Below are 20,678 nucleotides of genomic sequence, written 5' to 3'. Positions count from 1 at the left end.
CGGTATAGTCATATTAATGCTTATATCCGGCTATTGCAGAACAGCGGTGTGTTAAGTGTGCCTGAGCGGCAAGACGAGATCAGGAAAAAGCTTTTTCATTAAGGGTTTGCAGCAAATTTCAACGTTATTCACACAGTACAAAGTGTTATCAAAAACAGTGGCGGTTTAATATCAAGCTGACGGGAGTTGATTCGGTATGCAATCAGTTTCCCTTACAGATCGAACCGATGCCGAGTGACGATTATGTGTGCGATAGATCGTATACAGGAAAGGTTTAGCCGCCGCCGCATTTTTTTCGTTTCCAAAAGTCTGTGCACTCAATTAAAAATGATCGCAGCATACTTGGCCTCTGCTATTCAAACAGACTGAACGAGCTGCCTTTGTTATTAAATTAAATATGAATAATTTTGATGTAAAATGAATTTGCATATTTAATTTAATAACAAAGGAGGAGCATGATGTCCAAAGTAATGTATGATGAGTTTTATTTTCCCCCAATCAACGATAACGAAAAATTCGAGGTGCTTGAGGAATTTTATAAAACGTATGATAGCCGGGGAAAGTATGACGGAAATATATTCTGCCCCGAATGCACAAAGGCTGAACTGAAATTTACGCCTGAAGCAAAGAGCCACCGAGCTTTTTTAAGCGCGATTGATGCGAACCAGCATGATCTAGGCTGTTCATACAAATATGACGTATCCTCTACAAGACGTACCAGAGCTTACTTTGAGCGGCTGAGTGATAGTCAGGTTCAGGATAAGATGGCCTCAATCCTGAGAATGTTAAACAGACAAAACAACGTCGGTGGTGCTGGTAGTAGTTATGTCCCCGGGCCTAGTAATAATCCGTTTGTTTTGGAGTTCGACGATAATCAATCCTCCCGTGTTCGCCGCTCTCTTCCGCGCCGGAATCTTGATAAAACATTAAAAAAAGAAGACGCTGATTTACTGTATGCTTTTTATGCAAAAGGAGCAAAACTAGAGGTTGAAATCAAACCTAATGACGATCCTGCGAAAAAAACTATTTTCTATCTGCACATCGAGACTACCAGTGGTAAAAAATATCGAATTTATCGGGGGATTCATCAAGATGATGTTTCTACAAACAGTCTTTATGACGTTGTGCTTATCGGAAGTTTCCAAGAGCAAACGCTATCCTTTGCTCGCAAGCACATCAATCTGATAGAGCGTGAAACTAAGTACGGTCTTAAGCCGAATCAGTTTGCCATTGCTATTCAATAACTAATTCCTTGCTTAACGATATAACAATTCCCGCAGGAGGGGGCAAGTCTGGCTTGGGCTTGCCTTGGAATTCCGATACCTTTTTTTCTGCCTGCCGGTTTAAAACAGAAAGGCCGCCCGAACAGGCCGGCGGCCTTTCTGTTTTTAAGGCTCGATAACACAATCTATCGTCTACCCTGTTTCAGGATATATAGTGAGTTAAAATAAGAGTTCCAAACCTTAGTCCAACCCCCTCACCGGCAAAAAAAATGGCCTACCCAATAGAACTCCGACAAAAAGCAATCGAATATTACCGGCAATGCAAAAATGCAAGCCAAGTCTGCCGTGTATACGGTATCAGCGACAAAACGCTGAGCAGTTGGCTGCGACTCTATGAACAAACAGGTTCACTGGCGCATCAAGTCAAAGGTGGTAATGCCACAAAAATAGACAGGCAACAGCTTTCAGACTATCTCGAACAGCATCCTGATGCCTACCTGCACGAAATCGCAGAACATTTAGGGTGCAGCGCCCCAAATGTCAGCTACCTGCTCAAAGTCATGGGCATCACACGAAAAAAAAGACCACCACATACAAAGAACAAAAGCCCGAACAAGTAGCCGCTTATCAACAAGCATTGAGCCAATATACTGACTATCAAGCAGTTTTTCTTGATGAAACAGGGTTCGACACCTTTTTTTACCGCCCTTACGCTTACTCGAAAAAAGGCGTACCCGTCAAAGCACAAATCAGCGGCAGAAAATACCAACGTATTTCATTGGTTGCGGCACAAATCCAAGGTAAAGGCAGCCTGATTGCACCCATGACCTATTGCGGCACCATGGACGGCAGCCTGTTCGAAGCATGGTTTGAGCAAATGCTGCTGCCCGAACTGACGGAGAAATCCGTCATCATTATGGACAATGCCCGTTTCCACCGTATGGCGGTTTTGACTGAAATGGCGCAGAAGCAGGGACATAAAGTATTGCCCCTTGCTCCTTATTCACCCGAGCTTAATCCGATTGAACAGGTATGGGCGAATATTAAAAAGCATTTGCGGAAAGTTTTACCTGCCGCGGGGGATTTTATGACTGCATTGCTACGGGGTTCTTATTTTAATTGACTATAACGCCCTAAAATCCTCTATTTTTAATTGATTTTTCATATTAAAAACACCCATATCATAAATATATTTTCTCTTTAAATTTTGGAAATGCGTTGCATTTATGCAACTTTTTAGGGTTTGGCTCCGATTTGGAACGCATTTTCCAGCAAAGCTTAAAGTTTGACATAAGGCTGTACCCCCATTTTTTCCATTTCACGCTCGAACCATGCCGCAGGGTCAATATAAAAATCAGCCGGAAAATCCAAAACCACACTAAAATCAACCGGGGTATTTTGCCAAAACCATTTGGCGGTAATGTCCAAATTGCCAAACGAATAAACTTCAACACAGCACCCGATTAAAGCAAATTCAAGCGAACCGCTAATACTTCGAATGGTGGCTGTCATCTGTACTATTCCAAATTCCCGTTCAATCTTCATCAATCCCCTTAAAGCCTGATACAAGTTTATATATCGGTCTACATCAAAAATAACAGTCATGTCCTGAAAACATTCTCCCGTACAGTCTACAATTTCTTCATCACTGGCATCGATGTTATCCAGTTCTTCATCCAATTCAGCTACAAACAAGCGGCGGCCTTTCGCGTCGTATTCAAAATGATATTTCATTTCAGATTCTCCCTATTTCGACAATTTCATGAATGCGCCCGTAAACCGCATGGCGCAAAGCGGTTTTATCTGCCGCGCAAAGTTCGTACCATTGTCCGTATTGGCTAAACAGATAACGCTTAAGCACGGGCGAAAAATCAAACATCCATCCCATCACGGGTATGCCGCGCCGTGAAAAGCTGTTGTTTCTCACGGCTCGGGTTATATAGTTTTTATCTTCACGATTCAGACAGCCGCCGCTGTTCACCTTTTCCATTAAACGCGCCGCATAGCAGTTCGTCGGCGGCTCGGCGGCGGCGGTATCGCTAAAGCGGTAGCAGACTACTTTTTGCATAAACTGATTTTTCATTGTTCCACTCCGGTCATTTTTTCTGGTGGTTTCAGACGGCTCGACGGCCGTCCGAAACCGTCAAAATAAAACAAGCTGTTCCTCAAGCGTGATGAGTTCGGCCGGTACGGCCGCCGCTGTTTCTCCGCCGCGTTCGGCGGCGATTTTTTCCTCCATAGCTTGAGCAATACCGCCCAATATCCAATCTGAAGTACACCACGCTGACCAAAATTCACGGGTTAGGCTGTCACCGTGTACGATTTTTGCGGGAATGCCGTAAAGTTGGCATTGGATAAAACACATCTGCACGCATAAAATATCGATGTCCACGCCTAGCGCTGCCATTCTCTGCGACGGCGTATAGCCCGCCTCCCGCACATGCTCGGCAAAAGCAATCAGATTCGCACCGCTGCCACACGCAGGCTCTAAAACACTGACGAACTTTTCCGTTTTCAGCTTCTCAGCTACATCCAAACCGCCCAAAGCAGCCATTAATTTGCTTATGCTGTACGGCGTAAAAAACTGCCCTCTGTTTTCGTTGCCTAGCCCCAAATCCATATACAGGCGGCCTAAAAAATCATCAAACTCCCCCTGTTTCTGTGCATTGCTTATGGCAATCACCAATAAGCCCAGCATTTCGGGGAAAAGACTGAAAACCGCTTCGGGGTATTTTCGGCGTATTTCGTGATAGCGGCTTTCCCGTTGCTCCCACTCTGTATCAAATGCGTATTGGTTGATTAAGGCAATGGCCGCCAACTCGACAAAATCCCTGAATACGTCGGCTACGCGGTAAGCCGCCCCGAAAGATTGGAAACCTTTGACTAATTCATGATGGATATTTCCCATTTCGTCTTTTCCTTTGTTGTTATTCGGGCGGCCTGTTCAGGCCGTCCGAATCAGGGTTAGAATTGATTACTACCAACTGTAGTAAAAGACGGCCAAGCCGTTCGCCAAAGCCGCGCGGGCGGCGACAATGAATTTCTTGGTTTCCTCTATATCCTTGGGATATATCTCCTTACCGCCGAAGAAAAAGCCCGGCGTATGTTCCAGCTCGTTGTTCTCCAATGCCTGTTCAAGCCGTTCCAAGTCGTCAAGTTCCAACCTGACGGTGCGGCAGTTGAATACCTCAACCCCGCCTTTTTCCCGATAGAGATTTTCCATCCATCCGTGCAGGTGGTTGAATTTCCGCCAGTAGGCAATATCGGTTATCTGTGCCTGCTCGCGCTCTTCTTCGGTGGTCGGCATAACATCGGTTTGTCTGCTTCCCGCAAACTCCGTGCGCATCGTGTAGCCGTACATATCCAGTCCCATAATTCACTCCATTTCTTATGCAAAATTAATAACAATGCTTTACAACCATCGGGGGCGGTAGCCGCCGCGTTGTGATGTCGTGAAGAATTTCAAAGCGCCAAAAGTCCAGACTGGCTTTGTGCGGCTTTCATCTTTGTCCGGTGCGCCCCTATGGCGTGGTGGAAAAGGTGGAAGACGTGCAAAGACACTCGTCTTGGTCTGGACTTTTGGCGCTTTGAAATTTAGACATCAGGAAACAACGCGGCGGCTACCGCCCCCGATGGTTGTTTATGGGACAGCCGCTTTCGCGGCGTTTCCGCCTTTGGGCGGAATTTTTAAAACGCCTTTAGGGTCTGCCGACATTCAAGTTTACCTTAATTTCAATACGGCAGCCGCAAGGTAAATATTGGCAGCAAAAGATTGGTCGGTTTTTTCTGCGCGCATCGCAATCTTCTTGAATTCTTTGAGTTTGCAAAAAAAGTTCTCAATCAAATGCCGCCAGCAATACATCATCTTGTCGTGTTCCCGCTGGGATTTACGGTTGTTACGCGGCGGAATAACCACCTTACTCCCCCTTTCGGTCAGCTCTTCGACCAGCCAGTCGGCATCAAAGGCTTTATCCGCCAACAAAGCATCAAATTCCTTGTCTTTAATCAGCGGCTCTACGCCGCAAATATCATTGCGCTGACCAGGCATTAGTTTGAAATCAATCAGGTTCCCTAAAGCATCCACCATAGCCAAAATCTTGGTCGTCATCCCGCCTTTGGATTGGCCGATGGCCTGATTTCGAGTCCCCCTTTTGCACCCTGACCGTGGCGGTGAACTTTGATGATTGTGCCGTCAATCATGACATACTCCATATCGAGATCACGGTTCAGTTCTTCAAAAATATGATGAAAACGGTCGGCCAAGACCCATCTGCGGTAGCGTTTGTGGATACTTTTCCAATTACCGAACTCTTCGGGCAGATCGCGCCAAGGACTGCCGGTACGGATAATCCATAGTATGGCTTCTATAAATAATCGGTTATCGACAGCGGTTCGGCCGGCATCGCCAACTTTTCCTTGGCATAAAGGCTCAATTTTTGCCCACTGTGCATCGGTAAGAATATATCTGGTCATGTGGATAGGATACACTGAAAACTTGAATGTCGACAGACCCTAGGGCGTTTTTTGGCACCTCGTGCCTATCCTGCGTTTAGTTTAATAATGGTTGTATTGGGCTGATTTTTCGTTAAAAAGCAAGAAGGAGGTACGCGCGTACGGAGAAGTTGCCTTTTTATTTTGAGATATAACGATAGATTTTTGATTGATATTAGTAGATATAAATAGATTATATTAGATAATAATTGGATTTATATTCGATTTTAAGCTGTTAATTATTGATACTATGTTGATATATATAGATAATATATGGTTAATTATATAGTTATTTGGTAGATATATATAGATGGTAAATTTATTAATATAGATTTATATTGTTTATATTAGATATTTATTGTTATTTATTTGGATTTAATTTGGATTATTTATAGATACAAATAGATGCTTTTAGTCTATAATAGTTATAAATATGTTTTTAATAGATTTTTATAGATATTAATAGATTGGATTTTAAATGGCTAAAATATCTGCACAAGAGTTCATGAAAAAGGAAAACCAAACCGGTAGAAAATCAAAACTGGATCCGTTTCAAGATGACATCCTGTTACTAAAAACACATGGCTATACACAACAGCAGATCTTGGATTTCCTGAAAATGAATGACGTTGTCGTCGGAATGACAACGTTGAACTGGTTTATCCGTAACCGATCTGATAAAAAGACACCTCAAAAAAAGGTACAAACAAAAATCTCCCCAGCTGGAGAAAGGCCATCCTCCCCCGGCGGCAATACCGATCAATCTTCATCAGGATGGAAAAATGAAGAATTCAACCTCGATGATTATATTTAACAAAGGCCGTCTGAAAGCGGAAATTATGCTTTCAGACGGCCTTTAAAACTAGCTCCAAGCAATGTAGAAAGTATACGGCGTGCCGCCGATGCCTGCCCTTGTCCGGGACATACATTATTTCGCCACCTCCATGCCAATATCGGACATTTTATCCCAGCCCTCGACACGGGGGATACCATCGGGCATTTCTGCGAGCAGGTCAGACAGTTTGTACTTCGGGCGTTTGGCCGCTTTAATCACAATCGTCTGCCCTTGTATTTCAGTTTCCAGTTCATCGCCGATTTCCAATCCGAGCTGGCTGATAATCTCTTTGGGAAAGCGCACCGCCGCGCTGTTTCCCCATTTTTGTAATTTCATCGCAAGCATCCTTTTAGAGTAATTTATGTATCTACATTGTAGATACATGATTAAATGCTGTCAATCATATACCTAACCCCAATCTATCCACACAAAACGTGAATATCTTACCTGCCAGTCAAGCTAAACGCTTATCTCCACAATAAAAACAAGATTGCTGAAAAAATAATCGCTCGGCGCTCGCGCCGTCTATATTGTATGAAGTGGTCTCTGATAGTGGTCTCTGTCTCTTATATAGTATCTGGCGTTTTCGTACATTGTACTTTGTTATTTTTGTGCATTGTACTTTGTACAAAAAGTACAAAGATATGATTTTAAAAGGTTTTCGGAATAAATATTTTTAACCTAGTTTGCTTAAAATATAAGCAGAATAAACGGTTTCAGACAGGCATTTGTGCTGCCAGAAAATAAGCATCCAAAAAAAAACGGCCTATGCAGTACAAAGGCCGTTGGAAATAAGAAAAAAGCCCGGAAATTCGGGCTTTGAGGGGTGTTTTGGTGATCAGAAGACGCAACAAGGCCATCAGGGCTTATTTGTCTGATTTTTTGATAAATTGAAGGATTGATTTCCGCCCGGGATTTTCAGGGTCTTTTTTGTCCGGCGGCTTGGTTTCGCGTGCCTTTATGTCGGCTTTCAGACCGCTCCAGATTGCTTCCGCTTCGCGTTGGGTATCTTGTTTCTGCGACGGAGCGTTGTAGTCCTTATTTGGCGGATAAAAACCGCCCCAGCCGCCTGCAATGGCCTTTTCCATCACCTGACGCAGGTTGATGTTTTTCTTATGCAGTTCGCTGAGTTGGTTGTAGAGGATTTTTTTCGATGCTTGAGAGACGTGGCGGCCATTCTTCTGATGGCGCATTTTCAGATAGGCATTCCAGAGATCTTCGGGAATCCATTTATTGAGCATAAAGCCGTCGGCATCGGAGTAATACTCGCTCTCGAAGTCGGGCGGCGTTTCGCCACGCACTTTGTAGATTAGCTCGAATAGTTTTTCACGGTTGATTGCCCAAAACATCTTGCCGTGTACTTGGGCGCGTTTATATTTGATGATTCCCAGATTGAGTAACATCTTTCTGGCTTTTTCATACCCGCGCCGAGTCAGACCGATTTCTGCTTCCAGCTGTTCGGCCGTTTTGTAAATCCAACCCTGCCGTTCAGGATATTTTTTATCGGCCACATCCAACCACCAAAACAAATTGGATAAAAGAGATGCCGCCTGTAAGTTTGGCCCGCAAATAGCCATAAACTCACCGTACATTACAGTGAGGTTGGAGTTCATATGGTGGCGCAGGTCGGCTATAAGCATTAGAACTAAACCTTTTTGTTCGGTTTGTATGCTTTTGCAATAGCTTCGACTGTTACTTGGTTCTTGGTGTATGCTGAAATTTTTATGGCGGTTTCAAGTGGTGCTTTCTTTCTCCCATTTGCTATTTGAGATATCCATGTGTAGTTAATATCTAGAGCTTCAGCCATTTCTTTTAGACGCCCTCTTTGCTGTTTCAGCCATTGTTGCAATGTGTATTCGCTCATGCAATTGTCCTAAAAATATTAAAAATACAGCCATTATATTACCTATGGCTAATAAATAAATCAATTATGAGTTAAACCAGTTACCCAAAGGAAAATAAATGGCATAGATAATTAAATTATGAGTACACTTGCCGATAGAATTAAACAACGCCTTTCATATCTGAATAAATCACAAGCGGATTTAGCCAAGTATTGTAAAGTAAAGCCCCCATCAGTATCTAAATGGCTGAATGGGGGTACAAAAACATTACAAGGTCAAAATTTACTTCGTGCTGCACAATTTTTAGAGTGCGACCCTGATTGGCTAGCTAGCGGAAAGGGCTTTTGGGCCAACACGGCTGGAAATATTGGAGCTCATGAAACCGCCCCCTCACCATTTACCATCAAAATGCTCGGTGACGATATTCTTGGACAATACGTTATCAATACATCTGATATCACAGCCAATATCGCATATATTGAATATACTGAAGATCAATACCGAAGAATTTTTACTGCTAAGACTCCTAGTAGTCTAAGATTGACAAATATAAAAGTCGATAATATGTCGGGAACACTAGAAACTGGGGATTTGGTGTTTGTAGATATATCTATAAATCGATACGATGGTGATGGTGTATATCTTTTTATTGTTGGTAACCACCTTCATTTAAAAAGATTACAAATGGCAGGTAGCAATTTGTTGGTTATATCAGATAATAAACAATATAAGAGTTGGGAAATTTCATTAAAAGATAGAGCCAGAATGATAGTAGTTGGTAAAGTTCTATTGGGGCAATCTCAAATATTTCAGAGGTTTTAAATGATATTTAAGCGCAGATTCGATAATTCGAATCTGTTTTTTTATTTCGCTTAAACCAAAAAAACAAAAAAATAATCAAATTGTTATGCAATATGAAATGTAAATTATTAGCTACAGCTAATAATTTACTTGCAATAATTGTTACCTATAGCTAATATAGAGGCTAGTAAAGCTCTTTAAAAGTTTGGTAACGCAGCAACCAGCCTTCGGCGATTCAACGAATCGACAGAAAGAAAAGGCGTGGTAGTCTTTGGGTAAGTCGAACAAATGGTTGCGGGCACTGTCAACGTGCCAAAGAAAAAAGCCGACTAACCGGGTTGCGCAAAGCGTCCGGGTCAAGCGGCTAGTTGAACGGAAACAATCGGGGCGTATCCCCGATGAAGGAGCGATAATCTACGGACAAGCTCCAAACTACATCTGACATTTTTGAGACTGCCTCTTAGCGGGCAGATTTAGGGCTTAAAAAGCCCTTTCGTGTGCCGGCGTTGGCGCACTTCCAAAAGACGGTCTCGCACACCGTCTTCGGTCTGTACCCAGACCCAAGCCCGTTTTAACAGCGGGTTTCAGTATGGGTATTGCCATTGTACACCGATTCGGTGATACAAATAACGAAAGTTACTTTTTTGTGGCAATTAGAATGTTTTTAAAAGGCTGTCTGAAACATTTTTCAGACAGCCTTGTTTTCATAAAAAACTGTGGAGGGTTTAAGGTGAAAATTGAAATCGAAAAGCTGCGAGATAAGGCAGCAATAGTAGTAGAACATTTTGCTAACAGAGCTGATTTTTATGTGCGTTCGGGCAGCGGGATTTTCAATCTGAATCACAATGATTTTTCAGACGTGTTCACAGAACAATCGGTTGCGGAAATGTATCTGCAAAAGTTCCAATGGTATTTAGACGAGTCACCGTTGATTGAAGAGCTTGAGATCGATATTAAAAAAGAAGCCGACGATTTTAAAGAAAGGTTTGCTGCTTTTTTAAGCTCAAAAAATGAATAAGAATAAGAAAGAGAGTGAAATATGAAGTTTGTTTTTCGTTATTTCAAGGATGATTATGGTCTGGATACCACAATTGGCATTACAGTGTTTGCCTTTTGCTGTTTTGCTGTTTTCATGTCCGGCATTGCTTTTATGCTTTCTGATAACTATGAAATAGTTCACTGAGAAGTAAATGTGCATTTTCCCTTGCTTGGTTGGGATTCCTTTTGTTATTAAATTTTTCTTATATGAATTCCGGCGTTCAAAATATAAGTTTTTATGGTACGGACAAACAAAACGTAATGATAAAACGATGCGTGGAAAATCAAGGATATGCACACTCAGTAACGCTTGATGATATCGATTATGTCATGCGTACCTGCCGAGCCGACGATGACAACCAACGGTTAAGAGACAGTATTTTCAAATAGGTTTTAAAATTGTTGGTTGTGAAGGAGTGGAAAAAATGATTTGTAAAATTGGTAATTCGGTTTTGGCTGTTTGTATTTTCGTTGGACTGTTATCGTTGTCTGTCCAATTGTTTTCTACCTACCAAACCTCGAAAAAATATGAAGTAAGACAAGAGATGCTAACAAAAATAGACGTAAAGAAAAATGACATTGCGCTTGGAGTTGCCAAGGTTAATGCACTTCAATCCACGATAAACTGTCTGTTGTACCAAAATCAGAAGCTGCAAGAACGGAACAGTACAATAGCCGTCGGCACAACAACCCATAGTTCCACCATGCCTGACTGCAACAAATATATGAAAACCGTCTAAAAATTTCATTTAGCATGCTTGATTTAGCATTTTTTATCGAACGGCAATCCAGTCCGTATTTTCCGGTCGTTGATACAGGAGATGCTTATGATTTAGAGCGAAGGATTATTGCGAATCGAACCTTAACGGCAGGCTGGGGCTGATTCCCGTTCGGCAGGGATGATGCAGCAAGCGGCTCGGGTGTGGCCTGCCGTTATGTTTTTTAGCACACCGCAGTTCGCCTTGGCACGGCGTTAACGCACTCAATCAGGCCATTTCGGATTCGACCTGCTCCGGCCGAAAAGGGGCAGGAAGACGCTTACAGACCTTGCGACACGGTTCGGGCGGGTGGAATGCCTGCTTTTTAAGGATTTACCGTATGCGATATATCCGTTGTACACCTAAAGACATCGAAATTTTAATATCCTGTCTGCTGCTTGCCCGCGAAGGGTTTACCGCTATCCGCAATTTGGGTTGGGGGCGTTACGGGCTTGACGATCCTGATAATCCTCCTCTTGCCGCAGCATCGGAAGAAGCGATACGGCAAAATCTGAATATTGCCGGGCAGTTGGCCGAAGCCCTGCATAACCTGCCTTACGGAAAAGACGAAACAGACGACTTGGAATATACGCACCGCTGCATGATGCGGTTTTTGTCGCAAAACCCGCAGATTGCCGAGCGGTACCGGTTTCATGATTTTTTAGGAAGAATTAAGGAATCAACCTTTGATATTCCTGATCCAGCACCCCAAAATGATGATTAAGGAAGTCTGCACAAGAATAAATGCTGCATTTTTCTCTTCCTACAATTTTTTTTAAATCTACGGCTTTTGGAAGTGTATTGGTAAAAACAGGAATATATTCCGCTTCATTTGACAGCAGCCAAATTGTTCTTGTTAAGCCATCATTGAAACCTATTCCTGTATGAGCATCATAGAAAAGCCCGTTTATGATGATATGGGAAATTTTTTCCCCTTTACTGAAGCCCGCTTCCAAATAAGAGAATTTTTTGTCTGCTCTCCAGATTTGTTCGTTACCTTGGTGGTAGCCTGAAAAGTAGCTGTCATCTTCAGATTTTCGCCATTCTGATAAAAATCTATATGGGTCAATGAGTAATACGTAACCATCACTAAATAAATCTTTGTAAAACGGGAGTTGCATATACACCGTTCTGTTCCTGATAGGTATGGCAAATATTAAGATGGGTTCGATCGGTGAACCATTATTAAGAATAAATTCGTATTCAATATCCCAATCAAGGTTTAATGGATCAAGTTTCATGGGCGTTTCCTGTTTTGTGTAAAGAGAAGATGTGGAAATCCAATCTTAACACGGGTGGAGAAACGCCCGCCTATCCGCCAAGGCCGTCTGAAAAACAAGATTTTCAGACGGCCTTTAACTTATAGTGCCCCCAAACCCCTTACATTACAATAAAGCCTTTTCGAAATAACCGAGAGCCACATCATGACCGTTAAAACCCGTTTCGCCCCCAGCCCCACCGGCTACCTGCACATCGGCGGCGTGCGCACCGCCCTGTTTTCATGGGCTTTTGCCAAAAAACACAAAGGCGAATTCCTGCTGCGCATCGAAGATACCGATTTGGAGCGCTCCACCGCCGAATCGGTCAACATCATTTTAGACGGCATGAACTGGGTAGGCCTCGATTACGACAACGCCGACAACGTTATCTACCAAACCCGCCGCTTCGACCGCTATAAAGAAGTGATTGCCGAGCTGTTGGCGCAAGGCCACGCCTACCATTGCTATTGCAGCAAAGAAGAGCTGGAAGCCATGCGCGAGAAAGCCGAAAAAGAAGGCACCGCCACCTACGACCGCCGCTGGCGCCCCGAGCCTGGCAAAACCCTGCCCGAAATCCCCGCCGGCCGCGAACCGGTTGTCCGCTTCAAAACCCCGTTGGAGGGCGTAACCAAATGGCACGACTTGGTGAAAGGCGAAATCAGCATCCCCAACGAAGCGCTCGACGACCTCATCATCGCCCGCGCCGACGGCACGCCCACCTACAACTTCTGCGTGGTGGTGGACGATTGCGACATGGGCATCACCCATGTTATCCGCGGCGACGACCATGTCAACAACACCCCCAAACAAATCAATATCTTAAAAGTCATCGGCGCCAAGCTGCCCGAATATGCCCACCTGCCGATGATTTTGAACGAGCGCCGCAAAAAAATCTCCAAACGCAGCGGCGACACCGTGTCCATCACCGATTTCTGCCAAATGGGCATTCTGCCCGAAGCCATGCTCAACTATCTGGCGCGCTTGGGTTGGGCGCACGGCGACGACGAATTTTTTACCATGCAGCAATTTGTCGAATGGTTTGATTTGAAAGACGTTTCCCCCTCACCCAGCCGCATGGATTTGAAAAAACTCTATTGGATTAACGGCGAACACATCAAAATCACCCCCAACGACACGCTCGCCGCGCTGGTGAAACCCCGCTTGGCGGTGCGCGGCGTGGAAGTGCTCGACAAACCCGCGCTGGAAGACGTGCTGGCATTGGTGAAAGACCGTGCCCAAGATTTGAATACGCTGGCCGACGAGTGCGTGTATTTCTACCAAAAAGCCGTACCCGCCGAAGCAGACGTGCAGAAACACTGGAGCGAAGAAGCCCCCGCGCGTATGCACCGCTTCGCCGATCTGCTCGAAGCGCTGCCCGATTGGAATGCCGAGGCCATCCATGATTTATTCAAACCCTTCTGCGAAGCCGAAGGCATCAAAATGGGCCAACTCGGCATGCCCCTGCGCCTGGCCGTATGCGGCACGGCCAAAACCCCCAGCGTGGACGCGGTGCTGGCCCTAATCGGCAAAGAAGAAGTGTTGAAGCGGATCCGCAGTTAAAGGTTAAGGGCGCAAGCCAAACCAAGAGGCCGTCTGAAAAGTTTTTCAGACGGCCTCTAGAATATATACAAAAACTTTCAATGAAACGAAGAAGATGAATGAAAAAGTATGGGTAAGAATTATGAATACCTTTTTATTAACTGAAAAAGTATGGGATTGAAGGAGGTAGCTGAAATGAAAAAAGTAATATTGTCTCAACTAGAGAAAATAGAATTCACTTGGGTCGGCTTGATAGAGTTCGTATTTAGATTCGTACTCGTTGTACCAGGAATTGCTCTTGTTATTTATCTGTATATCGAAATAGAGCCTGTGGTAGATAAGCTAGTGGACTATTTTTTTCCTTTGTTTCCTTTGTTATTTTATTAATAACAACACTATCCGCCAATGCCGTCTGAAAAACAAGATTTTCAGACGGCCTTTTTATCCACCAACTTTAAAGGAGAACCACCATGCTCAATGCCCACGCCCGCAAACCCGTGCCGGTATCCGTTATCGGCACCTACGATTCGCTCGAAGCAGCATCACGGCAGGTTGACCTGTTTATGCTCAAACAAGACCCTGATGCCGGTGAAGAAGAAAAACAAGGAAGCAAATTGAACAATTAGGTTTGTGAAAGGAAAAATCATGTTTAAACGACGTATATCAAAGCCGGTCATTGTCAATGTCATCGGGGTATACAAGACCATTCAGGCCGCATCAAAGCAAGTTGACCTCTATTTGAAACGCCAAGATTCGGCTATCTCGGCCAATATCGTTTCTGGCGAGCACGGCTATACGGCTACTGCCGTTAAATGGCAATGAAAAACCGCTCTGTTTCCAGAGCGGTCTTGTTGAATCGGATAACGATCCATAGGGGTATGGCAATTATCCATTTTTAATCGGAGTAACGCAATGATAAAAAAGATTTTCGCAGTATCCACGGCGGTTGCCGTTTTTTTTATGTCTCCCTTTGCGCAAGCTGAAGAACTCACTGGTGATACGAAGTTGGCTTGTGAAGCCATTCTCTGCTTGTCTAGCGGCACTCGTCCGAGCGAGTGCAACGAGTCTATTCAGAAGTATTTTTCAATCAAGCATAAACGCTTGGATAAAACTCTTTCCGCCCGCCGCGACTTTTTAAATATGTGTCCACGTGACCAGGACCAGAATATGAATTCGCTGGTAAACGCACTGGTAAATGGTGCCGGTCGTTGTGATGCCGCCGAACTCAACCGCATGGGACGGGCGACCTACACCGTCAAAAAATATGTGCGTGCTGGCAAAGGCGGCCGTGAAGGCTGGTATGACGATGTGGCGGTGACCTATATCCGCAACACCAAACCGGCGTATTGCGCCGCCTATTTTGACCACGAATGGACCACTGCCGCGGAACGAGTCAAATACGTCGGTGAGGAAAAGAACGGTGGCAAATGGGTTGATGTTCAATAGTTTCACTCCGACTCCGGTTTTCCTCCTCCAGTATCCAGCCGGGGTCAATTTTTCCGACGGAGTTTTCACCTTTCTCCGTCGGCTTTTTCTTCTGATTTACAGATAAAAGCCTGTCTGAAAAGGCTGATTTTTATGTGTAAATTTGCGGCCATGCCGCGTTTGAAAAAAGGAAATAAAGATGAAAGAAGTACATTTGATCGTGCAGGGCAAAGGCGGTGTCGGTAAATCACTGATCTCCACCATCATTGCTCAATATATGAAAACCAAGTTGCCCGATGAAAGCATACACTGCTATGACACGGATCCGGTAAACAGCACTTTTTCACGCTATAAAGCGCTCAATGCTGAAATCGTCAACATCATGGACGAGCACAACAACATTAACTCCATCCGATTCGACTCGTTGATTGAAAAAATAATCGAGCTTGATGGGATTGGTGTGGTCGACAACGGCGCGGCCACTTTTGTGCCGCTGATGGGATACCTCGCAGAAAACCGCGTGCCGGAATTGCTGCGTGAATCAGGTGTGCGCCTGATTCTTCATGTGCCTTTAACTGGCGGCCAGGCTCTCCCCGATTGTATGGAGGGTTTGGCCCATATCCTAAACAACATCGATAGCGATGCCGAGGTGGTCGTTTGGATCAATGATCATAACGGCAAGGTCGAGCGAGACGGTAAGACGTTTACTGACTTCAAGGTCTATAAGAGCCATGAACAGCGCTTTATTGGCATCGTGCACATCGTCAACCGCAATCCCGACACCTATGGTGCAGACATTGATCGCATGACATCGCTTAACCTGACTTTTGCAGAAGTGCAGCAATCACCTGATTTTACTCTGATGCCCCGCCAGCGCCTTCGCAATGTGCAACGAGACTTATTTGAACGTATGGCCGTATTGCCTGTTTTGGCCAATTCCGACTTAGGCGACGAATAATGGCTGATATGGACAAGGCTAAAGTTATCAGCGAGGTTTTCCGTATCTCGGGTATACGTCTGACGGATGATGATCCCATTTTGGCGGTGTTGCTGTTGCAATTGACCTCCACGCAGGAGTCGTTATCCGCAATGGAGGAGCGTCAGTCGCTGGAACGACAAGCATTTATTGCCGATCTGGCGGGACACATGGAATCAATTAACCGCGACGCGGCTGAACTCCGAGGATATAAAGCGGCGATCTTGTCTGATATTCAAGCACATGCTGATCGTTTACAGTCTGAAGTCGAGGATAAGATTGTGGCCTCTGTGTCTGGGCGTATCACTGCGGAGTTGGGTAAGGTCAACCAACTATTGTTGACCTTGAAACGCTATTTGTTTACTGCAACCGTAGTTTGGGCCTTGTTACTGTTGGTAGCGGTTTTCATTCTTAAGCTGTAAGTGTGGGGTGGTATGGCTCCTAGCGATCCAATCGTTAGAACCTATGCTTACTTGAAAAGTAAAAGAGGGTAGTTAAATGGAAAATTCTGCTGCAAACATTAGATATTTTTTCAAAGGAGTAAAACGATTAATTTTACGAGCTCCTCGATTTCTTTTATCTCTGTTTGTGATGACTGTACTGGCTAGTATTAATATTATTAGATACTGTATTTTATTTTCGTTTCCACTTTTTTTTATAAAAGTGTTGGGTGAAAAATCAAGAAACCTCGATAGTTTTAGGTCTCGATTAACACTAACGGCAGTCGCATTCTTGCCATTTATTCAAATATATATTGTATATAATACTTTGTTTTATCTCGATGTATCGAACATAAAGAATAGTTATCTAGCCATTTATTGTTATCTTATTACAGCCCATGTTGTAATTTTCGCCATTTATTACACAGTTACTTTTTTAATAAAAAAAATTATAGCAATGGGCAAAGTTTAGAATATGGACTCTCAAATGTTAATTGAAGCCACTCCTTCCATTCATCCTATAGCTGTCAGCCCGTCATTTACCCCGCCGGAAGAAAACTATCCACATTACCGATTGCTACCGATACATACAGAAACAGGCAAATATTATTGCCTGTTTTTTTATATATCCGCCAAAGATTTTTTGATTCTGGATCCAAAAATCAAACGGCATTTGGCAATTAAAAAACTGGCTGAATTTTTAAAAACTGCGACGTACACCGTGTACGAAACCAAGTATGAGTAAGTAAAATGAAAACCTACGACGTTGAAGAGGCCGCCGTGTATTGTAAATGTCATCCCGAAACGATTCGGGAGCATATCCGTGAAGGGCGCCTCGCTGCCTCAAAACCCGGTAGGAAGTATTGTATAACCCAGCCCGCTCTTGACGCGTTCCTTATTGGTTTGGAAAATATTCAATTGCAGGCTTCACTCGAAAATAGGAGTGAAAAAAAATGTCGATATATCAACGAAAAAATGGATTCTGGTACGTTGATCTTTCCACAAAGAGCGGCAGAAGAATTAGACAATCGACTGGCACCAAAAGCAAGGAAGAAGCCCTCAGACTCTACGACAAATTGAAGTACGAATTATGGTCTTCCAATCATTTTGACGAGAAACCGAGGAAACTGTGGGAAGAGGCGGCAATACGGTGGATCGATGAAATGGGCGCGAAAAAGAGTATCGATAAGGATTTATCAAGATTGCGCGGTTTACCTGAACTGCGTGGAATCTATTTGCATCACTTAAGTCGTGATTTCATTATGGCCGTAGTTGCTCAAAAAAAGTGTTCCAACAGCACAAAAAACCGTTATCTTGCGCTTATCCGAGCAATACTCAATAAGGCTGTCAAAGAATGGGGTTGGTTGGATAGAGCCCCTCACTTGACACTATACAAGGAACCTAAGAGACGTATCCGTTGGCTAACTAAAGAGGAGGCAAGCCGTTTGATTGCAGTATTGCCTCCTTATATGGCGGATATGGTCGTATTCAGTTTGGCAACAGGATTACGGCAGCGTAATGTCATGGATTTGACTTGGTCACAAGTGGATTTGCCTAGTCGGACGGCTTGGGTTTCTCCTGATGAGAGCAAGTCGGGTAAGGCTTTAGGTGTGGCATTGAACAATACGGCGGTTGATGTGTTGGAAAAACAGAAAGGCAAACATGCCCGTTATGTATTTACCAACACGAGCGGCAATAAGGTTCAGAGTATCAGTTCGAGAATTTGGAGAAATGCTTTGGAGGAAGCGGGAATCTCAGATTTTCGATGGCATGACTTACGTCATACTTGGGCGAGCTGGTTGGTTCAGGCCGGTGTGCCATTAGCTGCGTTACAAGAAATGGGTGGATGGGAGAGTATAGAGATGGTTCGCCGATATGCCCATTTATCAACCGAGCATTTACACGGTCATGCAGCATTGCTTGATGAGATGGTTTTGGTAAATGGCACAAATTTGGCACACTAAAATACAACACCTCAAGATTTATATTCTCAACCTATTGATTTATTGGTGGGTCCGGTGGGTTTCGAACCCACGACCAAGGGATTATGAGTCCCCTGCTCTAACCCCTGAGCTACAGACCCCGGTCAGAAAAGACCGCTATTGTACCACAACCGTTTGAACTGGCAAATATCGGCTGTTCGGTCGTCTTCGGGGCGTTTTTTTCAGACAGGCCTTTCATGCTCCGTATTCAAACTTACCTCGAATACCCCGCGCAGGGCATTACTCAACAAGATTTTTTCGGCGTTTTGCAAATCCGTCAAGGTGATATGGCTTTCCACTACCTTATTGGCCGACAGATAAATTTGCGGATTATCCATTATCTCTTGCCGCATCACACCGTTAAGAATATCCAAATCCAAAGCGGGCGTTTGCCAACAACCGTTTATCAATGCAAACACATTACTGCGACCGCCTTCCAGCAAGATACCGCTTTGGTTGAAGAAGAGGCTGTCGAAAGCTTGCCGCTCAACGGCCTGCTGCCAGCCTCGGTCGTAGGCTGCGCGATGATTGGTCTTAAAACGGCGCAAATAATCACAATCCGGCAAAGATTCAGCGGCAATGATCGTTTGCTGGTGGGCGTTAAGCGGTAAACTGTCGGCCGCTTCGTAACTAAGCTTGCCATCGGCGGCCAAGCTGATTTTCAGGCGGCGCATTTGCGGCGGTTGGGCGGCGACGGCGGCGGCGAAATATTCAGCGGCTTGTTTGGCATCCAACGGAATATTCAAGGCAGCGGCGCTGAGCTGTAAACGCTTTAGATGACGCGCCAATAAAACACATCGGCGGTTTTCAACCCGCAAGGTTTCGAATATTCCGCATTCCGGGCGCAAATTACTGAGAAATCGGGCTTTCCAACCGCATTCCGTATATTCGGCCTCGGCATCACTGTCCCATACGATTCCGGAGCCGACTCCGTATACCCCGCGCCAAGGTGCAGCACCCTCTTCTTTTTTTCGTAATTGAACGGTACGAATCACAACATTCAACACACCGCTAAAACCCAAGCCGCTATCGCAAGATTGCAAATGGCCGATACTGCCTGTATACAAACCGCGCGGGCTGCTTTCCAGCTGCCGGATCAATTGCATGCTCATGCGCTTGGGTGCGCCGGTAATCGATCCGCAGGGAAAGGCGGCCTGCAAAACATCGGCGGCGCCGGTACCGCTTTTGGCTTGGGCATAAATCGCACTGGTCATCTGCCAGACGCTGCCGAACCTGCTGACTTTAAACGGTTCGGGAACATTCACGCTGCCGGTTTCGGCAATTTTGCCCAAATCGTTGCGCAACAAGTCGACAATCATGATATTTTCTGCGCGGTTTTTCGGATCGTTACGCAAAGCTTCGGCGGTATCTTCGCTGTTGTCGCCGGCAGGTGCCGTGCCTTTCATCGGCTCAGTGGTCATGCTGCCGTCGCGCTCTATGCGCAAAAATAATTCCGGCGAAAAGCATAAAGTCCATTCAGCCTGCCCGGCTTTATCGGGCAACGAAGCCAACACGGCATAAGGCACCGGCTGGCGGAGACGGCGGTAAAGCCGGATAGGATCTCCGTATGCTTCAAAATGCAAACGGGTGGTGTAATTGATTTGGTAGCAATCGCCTCGTGCAATGGCGCTTTTAATCTCTGTTATGGCGCGATGATAATCGGCCTTTCCTGTTTGGAAAACCGGCGTGGAAATACCGCTTGGCTGCGCTTGTTCCCGCGCTTGCAGCCACCCCATCGGATCGGATATTTTTTCTTTCTGCCCAAACCAGTGTAATGCCAATCCCCCCTCCTGTTCAGGCAGATTTTGCAGCTGAAAGCCGAATTCATAATCTGCAAACAATACCGCATGTTGCCCTTTTTCCCAGCCTTGCTGCAAACGTCCATCTAAATCTGCCATGTTGTCAGCATGTAAAAATTCGCTGTTCACATAGCGGGAAAACAGGGTTGCACTATCGGCAACGGCATCATCAAGCAAAACAAAATAAGACATATCAGCAAGTGAGAGTTTTCAGTAAGCGGCGATTATAGTGAAATTCAACGCAAATAGGTATGGAAAAGCATAGACG

The 20,678-nt window shown here is 44.7% G+C and carries 23 protein-coding genes, 1 tRNA gene and 2 pseudogenes; 15 read left to right on the top strand and 11 right to left on the bottom strand.

Annotated elements, in window-relative coordinates; genetic code table 11:
• Positions 1-455 precede the first annotated feature (455 nt).
• Both Q4C79_RS06605 and Q4C79_RS06600 read left to right on the top strand, forming a co-directional pair.
• Positions 456-1,244 carry a hypothetical protein gene (locus Q4C79_RS06605; protein ID WP_303090232.1) on the top strand — a complete coding sequence of 263 codons (789 nt, stop codon included), beginning with the start codon at positions 456-458 and terminating at the stop codon, positions 1,242-1,244.
• Positions 1,245-1,492: 248 nt separating this feature from the next.
• Positions 1,493-2,346, top strand: a protein-coding gene (locus Q4C79_RS06600) for an IS630 family transposase (protein WP_303090231.1) whose coding sequence is annotated in 2 segments (ribosomal slippage) — positions 1,493-1,808 and positions 1,808-2,346 — 855 coding nt in all. Because the reading frame shifts where the segments join, the coding sequence is not laid out codon by codon here.
• Between the two features lie 155 nt (positions 2,347-2,501).
• Here Q4C79_RS06600 and Q4C79_RS06595 read toward each other — a convergent pair.
• The 5 genes and pseudogenes from Q4C79_RS06595 to Q4C79_RS06575 form a co-directional block, all read right to left on the bottom strand.
• Positions 2,502-2,957: a hypothetical protein gene (locus tag Q4C79_RS06595; protein ID WP_303090230.1), complete on the bottom strand. Its 456-nt coding sequence runs from the start codon at positions 2,955-2,957 to the stop codon at positions 2,502-2,504.
• 1 nt (position 2,958) lies between these two features.
• Positions 2,959-3,306 carry a molybdenum ABC transporter ATP-binding protein gene (locus tag Q4C79_RS06590; protein WP_303090229.1) on the bottom strand — a complete coding sequence of 116 codons (348 nt, stop codon included), beginning with the start codon at positions 3,304-3,306 and terminating at the stop codon, positions 2,959-2,961.
• Between the two features lie 60 nt (positions 3,307-3,366).
• Positions 3,367-4,131, bottom strand: coding sequence for an N-6 DNA methylase (locus Q4C79_RS06585; protein WP_303090228.1), 765 nt, complete (start codon positions 4,129-4,131; stop codon positions 3,367-3,369).
• Positions 4,132-4,200: 69 nt separating this feature from the next.
• Positions 4,201-4,596 (bottom strand): phosphoglycerate kinase, encoded by a 396-nt coding sequence (locus Q4C79_RS06580; protein WP_303090227.1) that lies wholly within the window; start codon positions 4,594-4,596, stop codon positions 4,201-4,203.
• Positions 4,597-4,944: 348 nt separating this feature from the next.
• Positions 4,945-5,696, bottom strand: a pseudogene (locus tag Q4C79_RS06575) (IS5 family transposase).
• Positions 5,697-6,192: 496 nt separating this feature from the next.
• Here Q4C79_RS06575 and Q4C79_RS06570 point away from each other — a divergent pair.
• Entirely contained in the window at positions 6,193-6,528 is a 336-nt protein-coding gene (locus tag Q4C79_RS06570) for a hypothetical protein (RefSeq protein WP_303090226.1), read from the top strand.
• Between the two features lie 114 nt (positions 6,529-6,642).
• On the opposite strand, the gene Q4C79_RS06565 is transcribed toward Q4C79_RS06570, so the two are convergent.
• The 3 genes from Q4C79_RS06565 to Q4C79_RS06555 all read right to left on the bottom strand — a co-directional run bounded on the left by Q4C79_RS06565 (position 6,643) and on the right by Q4C79_RS06555 (position 8,413).
• The gene (locus tag Q4C79_RS06565; RefSeq protein ID WP_303090225.1) at positions 6,643-6,885 is read right to left on the bottom strand and encodes an AbrB/MazE/SpoVT family DNA-binding domain-containing protein; all 243 of its coding nucleotides are present in this window, start codon (positions 6,883-6,885) and stop codon (positions 6,643-6,645) included.
• Between the two features lie 530 nt (positions 6,886-7,415).
• Entirely contained in the window at positions 7,416-8,189 is a 774-nt protein-coding gene (locus Q4C79_RS06560; RefSeq protein WP_303090224.1) for a hypothetical protein, read from the bottom strand.
• A 5-nt stretch (positions 8,190-8,194) separates the two neighbouring features.
• The gene (locus Q4C79_RS06555) at positions 8,195-8,413 is read right to left on the bottom strand and encodes a helix-turn-helix domain-containing protein (RefSeq protein WP_303090223.1); all 219 of its coding nucleotides are present in this window, start codon (positions 8,411-8,413) and stop codon (positions 8,195-8,197) included.
• A 118-nt stretch (positions 8,414-8,531) separates the two neighbouring features.
• Here Q4C79_RS06555 and Q4C79_RS06550 point away from each other — a divergent pair, with 118 nt between their 5' ends.
• From Q4C79_RS06550 to Q4C79_RS06540, 3 genes are all read left to right on the top strand, one after another.
• Entirely contained in the window at positions 8,532-9,215 is a 684-nt protein-coding gene (locus Q4C79_RS06550) for a S24 family peptidase (protein ID WP_303090222.1), read from the top strand.
• A gap of 568 nt (positions 9,216-9,783) precedes the next feature.
• Positions 9,784-10,212 (top strand): hypothetical protein, encoded by a 429-nt coding sequence (locus tag Q4C79_RS06545; protein ID WP_303090221.1) that lies wholly within the window; start codon positions 9,784-9,786, stop codon positions 10,210-10,212.
• 1,118 nt (positions 10,213-11,330) lie between these two features.
• Complete coding sequence (locus Q4C79_RS06540) at positions 11,331-11,714, top strand: hypothetical protein (RefSeq protein ID WP_303090220.1); 384 nt, start codon at positions 11,331-11,333, stop codon at positions 11,712-11,714.
• On the opposite strand, the gene Q4C79_RS06535 is transcribed toward Q4C79_RS06540, so the two are convergent.
• Positions 11,662-12,231 (bottom strand): hypothetical protein, encoded by a 570-nt coding sequence (locus tag Q4C79_RS06535; RefSeq protein WP_303090219.1) that lies wholly within the window; start codon positions 12,229-12,231, stop codon positions 11,662-11,664. The genes Q4C79_RS06540 and Q4C79_RS06535 overlap by 53 nt on opposite strands.
• Before the next feature lie 183 nt (positions 12,232-12,414).
• Between Q4C79_RS06535 and gltX the strand changes: the two genes are divergently transcribed.
• The 9 genes and pseudogenes from gltX to Q4C79_RS06490 all read left to right on the top strand — a co-directional run bounded on the left by gltX (position 12,415) and on the right by Q4C79_RS06490 (position 18,593).
• Entirely contained in the window at positions 12,415-13,809 is a 1,395-nt protein-coding gene (gene gltX / locus Q4C79_RS06530) for a glutamate--tRNA ligase (RefSeq protein WP_303090218.1), read from the top strand.
• A 449-nt stretch (positions 13,810-14,258) separates the two neighbouring features.
• Positions 14,259-14,414 carry a hypothetical protein gene (locus Q4C79_RS06525; RefSeq protein ID WP_303090217.1) on the top strand — a complete coding sequence of 52 codons (156 nt, stop codon included), beginning with the start codon at positions 14,259-14,261 and terminating at the stop codon, positions 14,412-14,414.
• A gap of 19 nt (positions 14,415-14,433) precedes the next feature.
• Positions 14,434-14,610, top strand: a complete 177-nt coding sequence (locus tag Q4C79_RS06520; protein WP_303090216.1) for a hypothetical protein — start codon at positions 14,434-14,436, stop codon at positions 14,608-14,610.
• 90 nt (positions 14,611-14,700) lie between these two features.
• Positions 14,701-15,234, top strand: coding sequence for a TrbM/KikA/MpfK family conjugal transfer protein (locus Q4C79_RS06515; RefSeq protein ID WP_303090215.1), 534 nt, complete (start codon positions 14,701-14,703; stop codon positions 15,232-15,234).
• 178 nt (positions 15,235-15,412) lie between these two features.
• Positions 15,413-16,171 (top strand): conjugal transfer protein TraL, encoded by a 759-nt coding sequence (locus Q4C79_RS06510; protein WP_303090214.1) that lies wholly within the window; start codon positions 15,413-15,415, stop codon positions 16,169-16,171.
• Positions 16,171-16,611, top strand: coding sequence for a hypothetical protein (locus tag Q4C79_RS06505; protein ID WP_303090213.1), 441 nt, complete (start codon positions 16,171-16,173; stop codon positions 16,609-16,611). The genes Q4C79_RS06510 and Q4C79_RS06505 overlap by 1 nt, the downstream gene beginning before the upstream one ends.
• A 505-nt stretch (positions 16,612-17,116) precedes the next feature.
• The gene (locus Q4C79_RS06500) at positions 17,117-17,374 is read left to right on the top strand and encodes a lipopolysaccharide heptosyltransferase (protein ID WP_303090212.1); all 258 of its coding nucleotides are present in this window, start codon (positions 17,117-17,119) and stop codon (positions 17,372-17,374) included.
• A gap of 5 nt (positions 17,375-17,379) precedes the next feature.
• Positions 17,380-17,514: pseudogene (locus tag Q4C79_RS06495) on the top strand (helix-turn-helix domain-containing protein); the annotation flags it as partial.
• Positions 17,515-17,582: 68 nt separating this feature from the next.
• Positions 17,583-18,593, top strand: a complete 1,011-nt coding sequence (locus tag Q4C79_RS06490; protein ID WP_303090211.1) for a site-specific integrase — start codon at positions 17,583-17,585, stop codon at positions 18,591-18,593.
• 43 nt (positions 18,594-18,636) lie between these two features.
• On the opposite strand, the gene Q4C79_RS06485 is transcribed toward Q4C79_RS06490, so the two are convergent.
• Positions 18,637-18,712: transfer RNA gene (locus Q4C79_RS06485), tRNA-Ile, on the bottom strand.
• Positions 18,713-18,793: 81 nt separating this feature from the next.
• On the bottom strand, positions 18,794-20,602 hold the full coding sequence (locus tag Q4C79_RS06480) for a bifunctional chorismate-binding protein/class IV aminotransferase (protein ID WP_303090210.1): 1,809 nt from the start codon (positions 20,600-20,602) through the stop codon (positions 18,794-18,796).
• Between the last annotated feature and the right edge of the window lie 76 nt (positions 20,603-20,678).

It is taken from the genome of Neisseria sp. (genome assembly GCF_030523955.1).
Lineage (GTDB): Bacteria > Pseudomonadota > Gammaproteobacteria > Burkholderiales > Neisseriaceae > Neisseria.
This window is presented reverse-complemented; position numbering and strand designations above follow the sequence as displayed.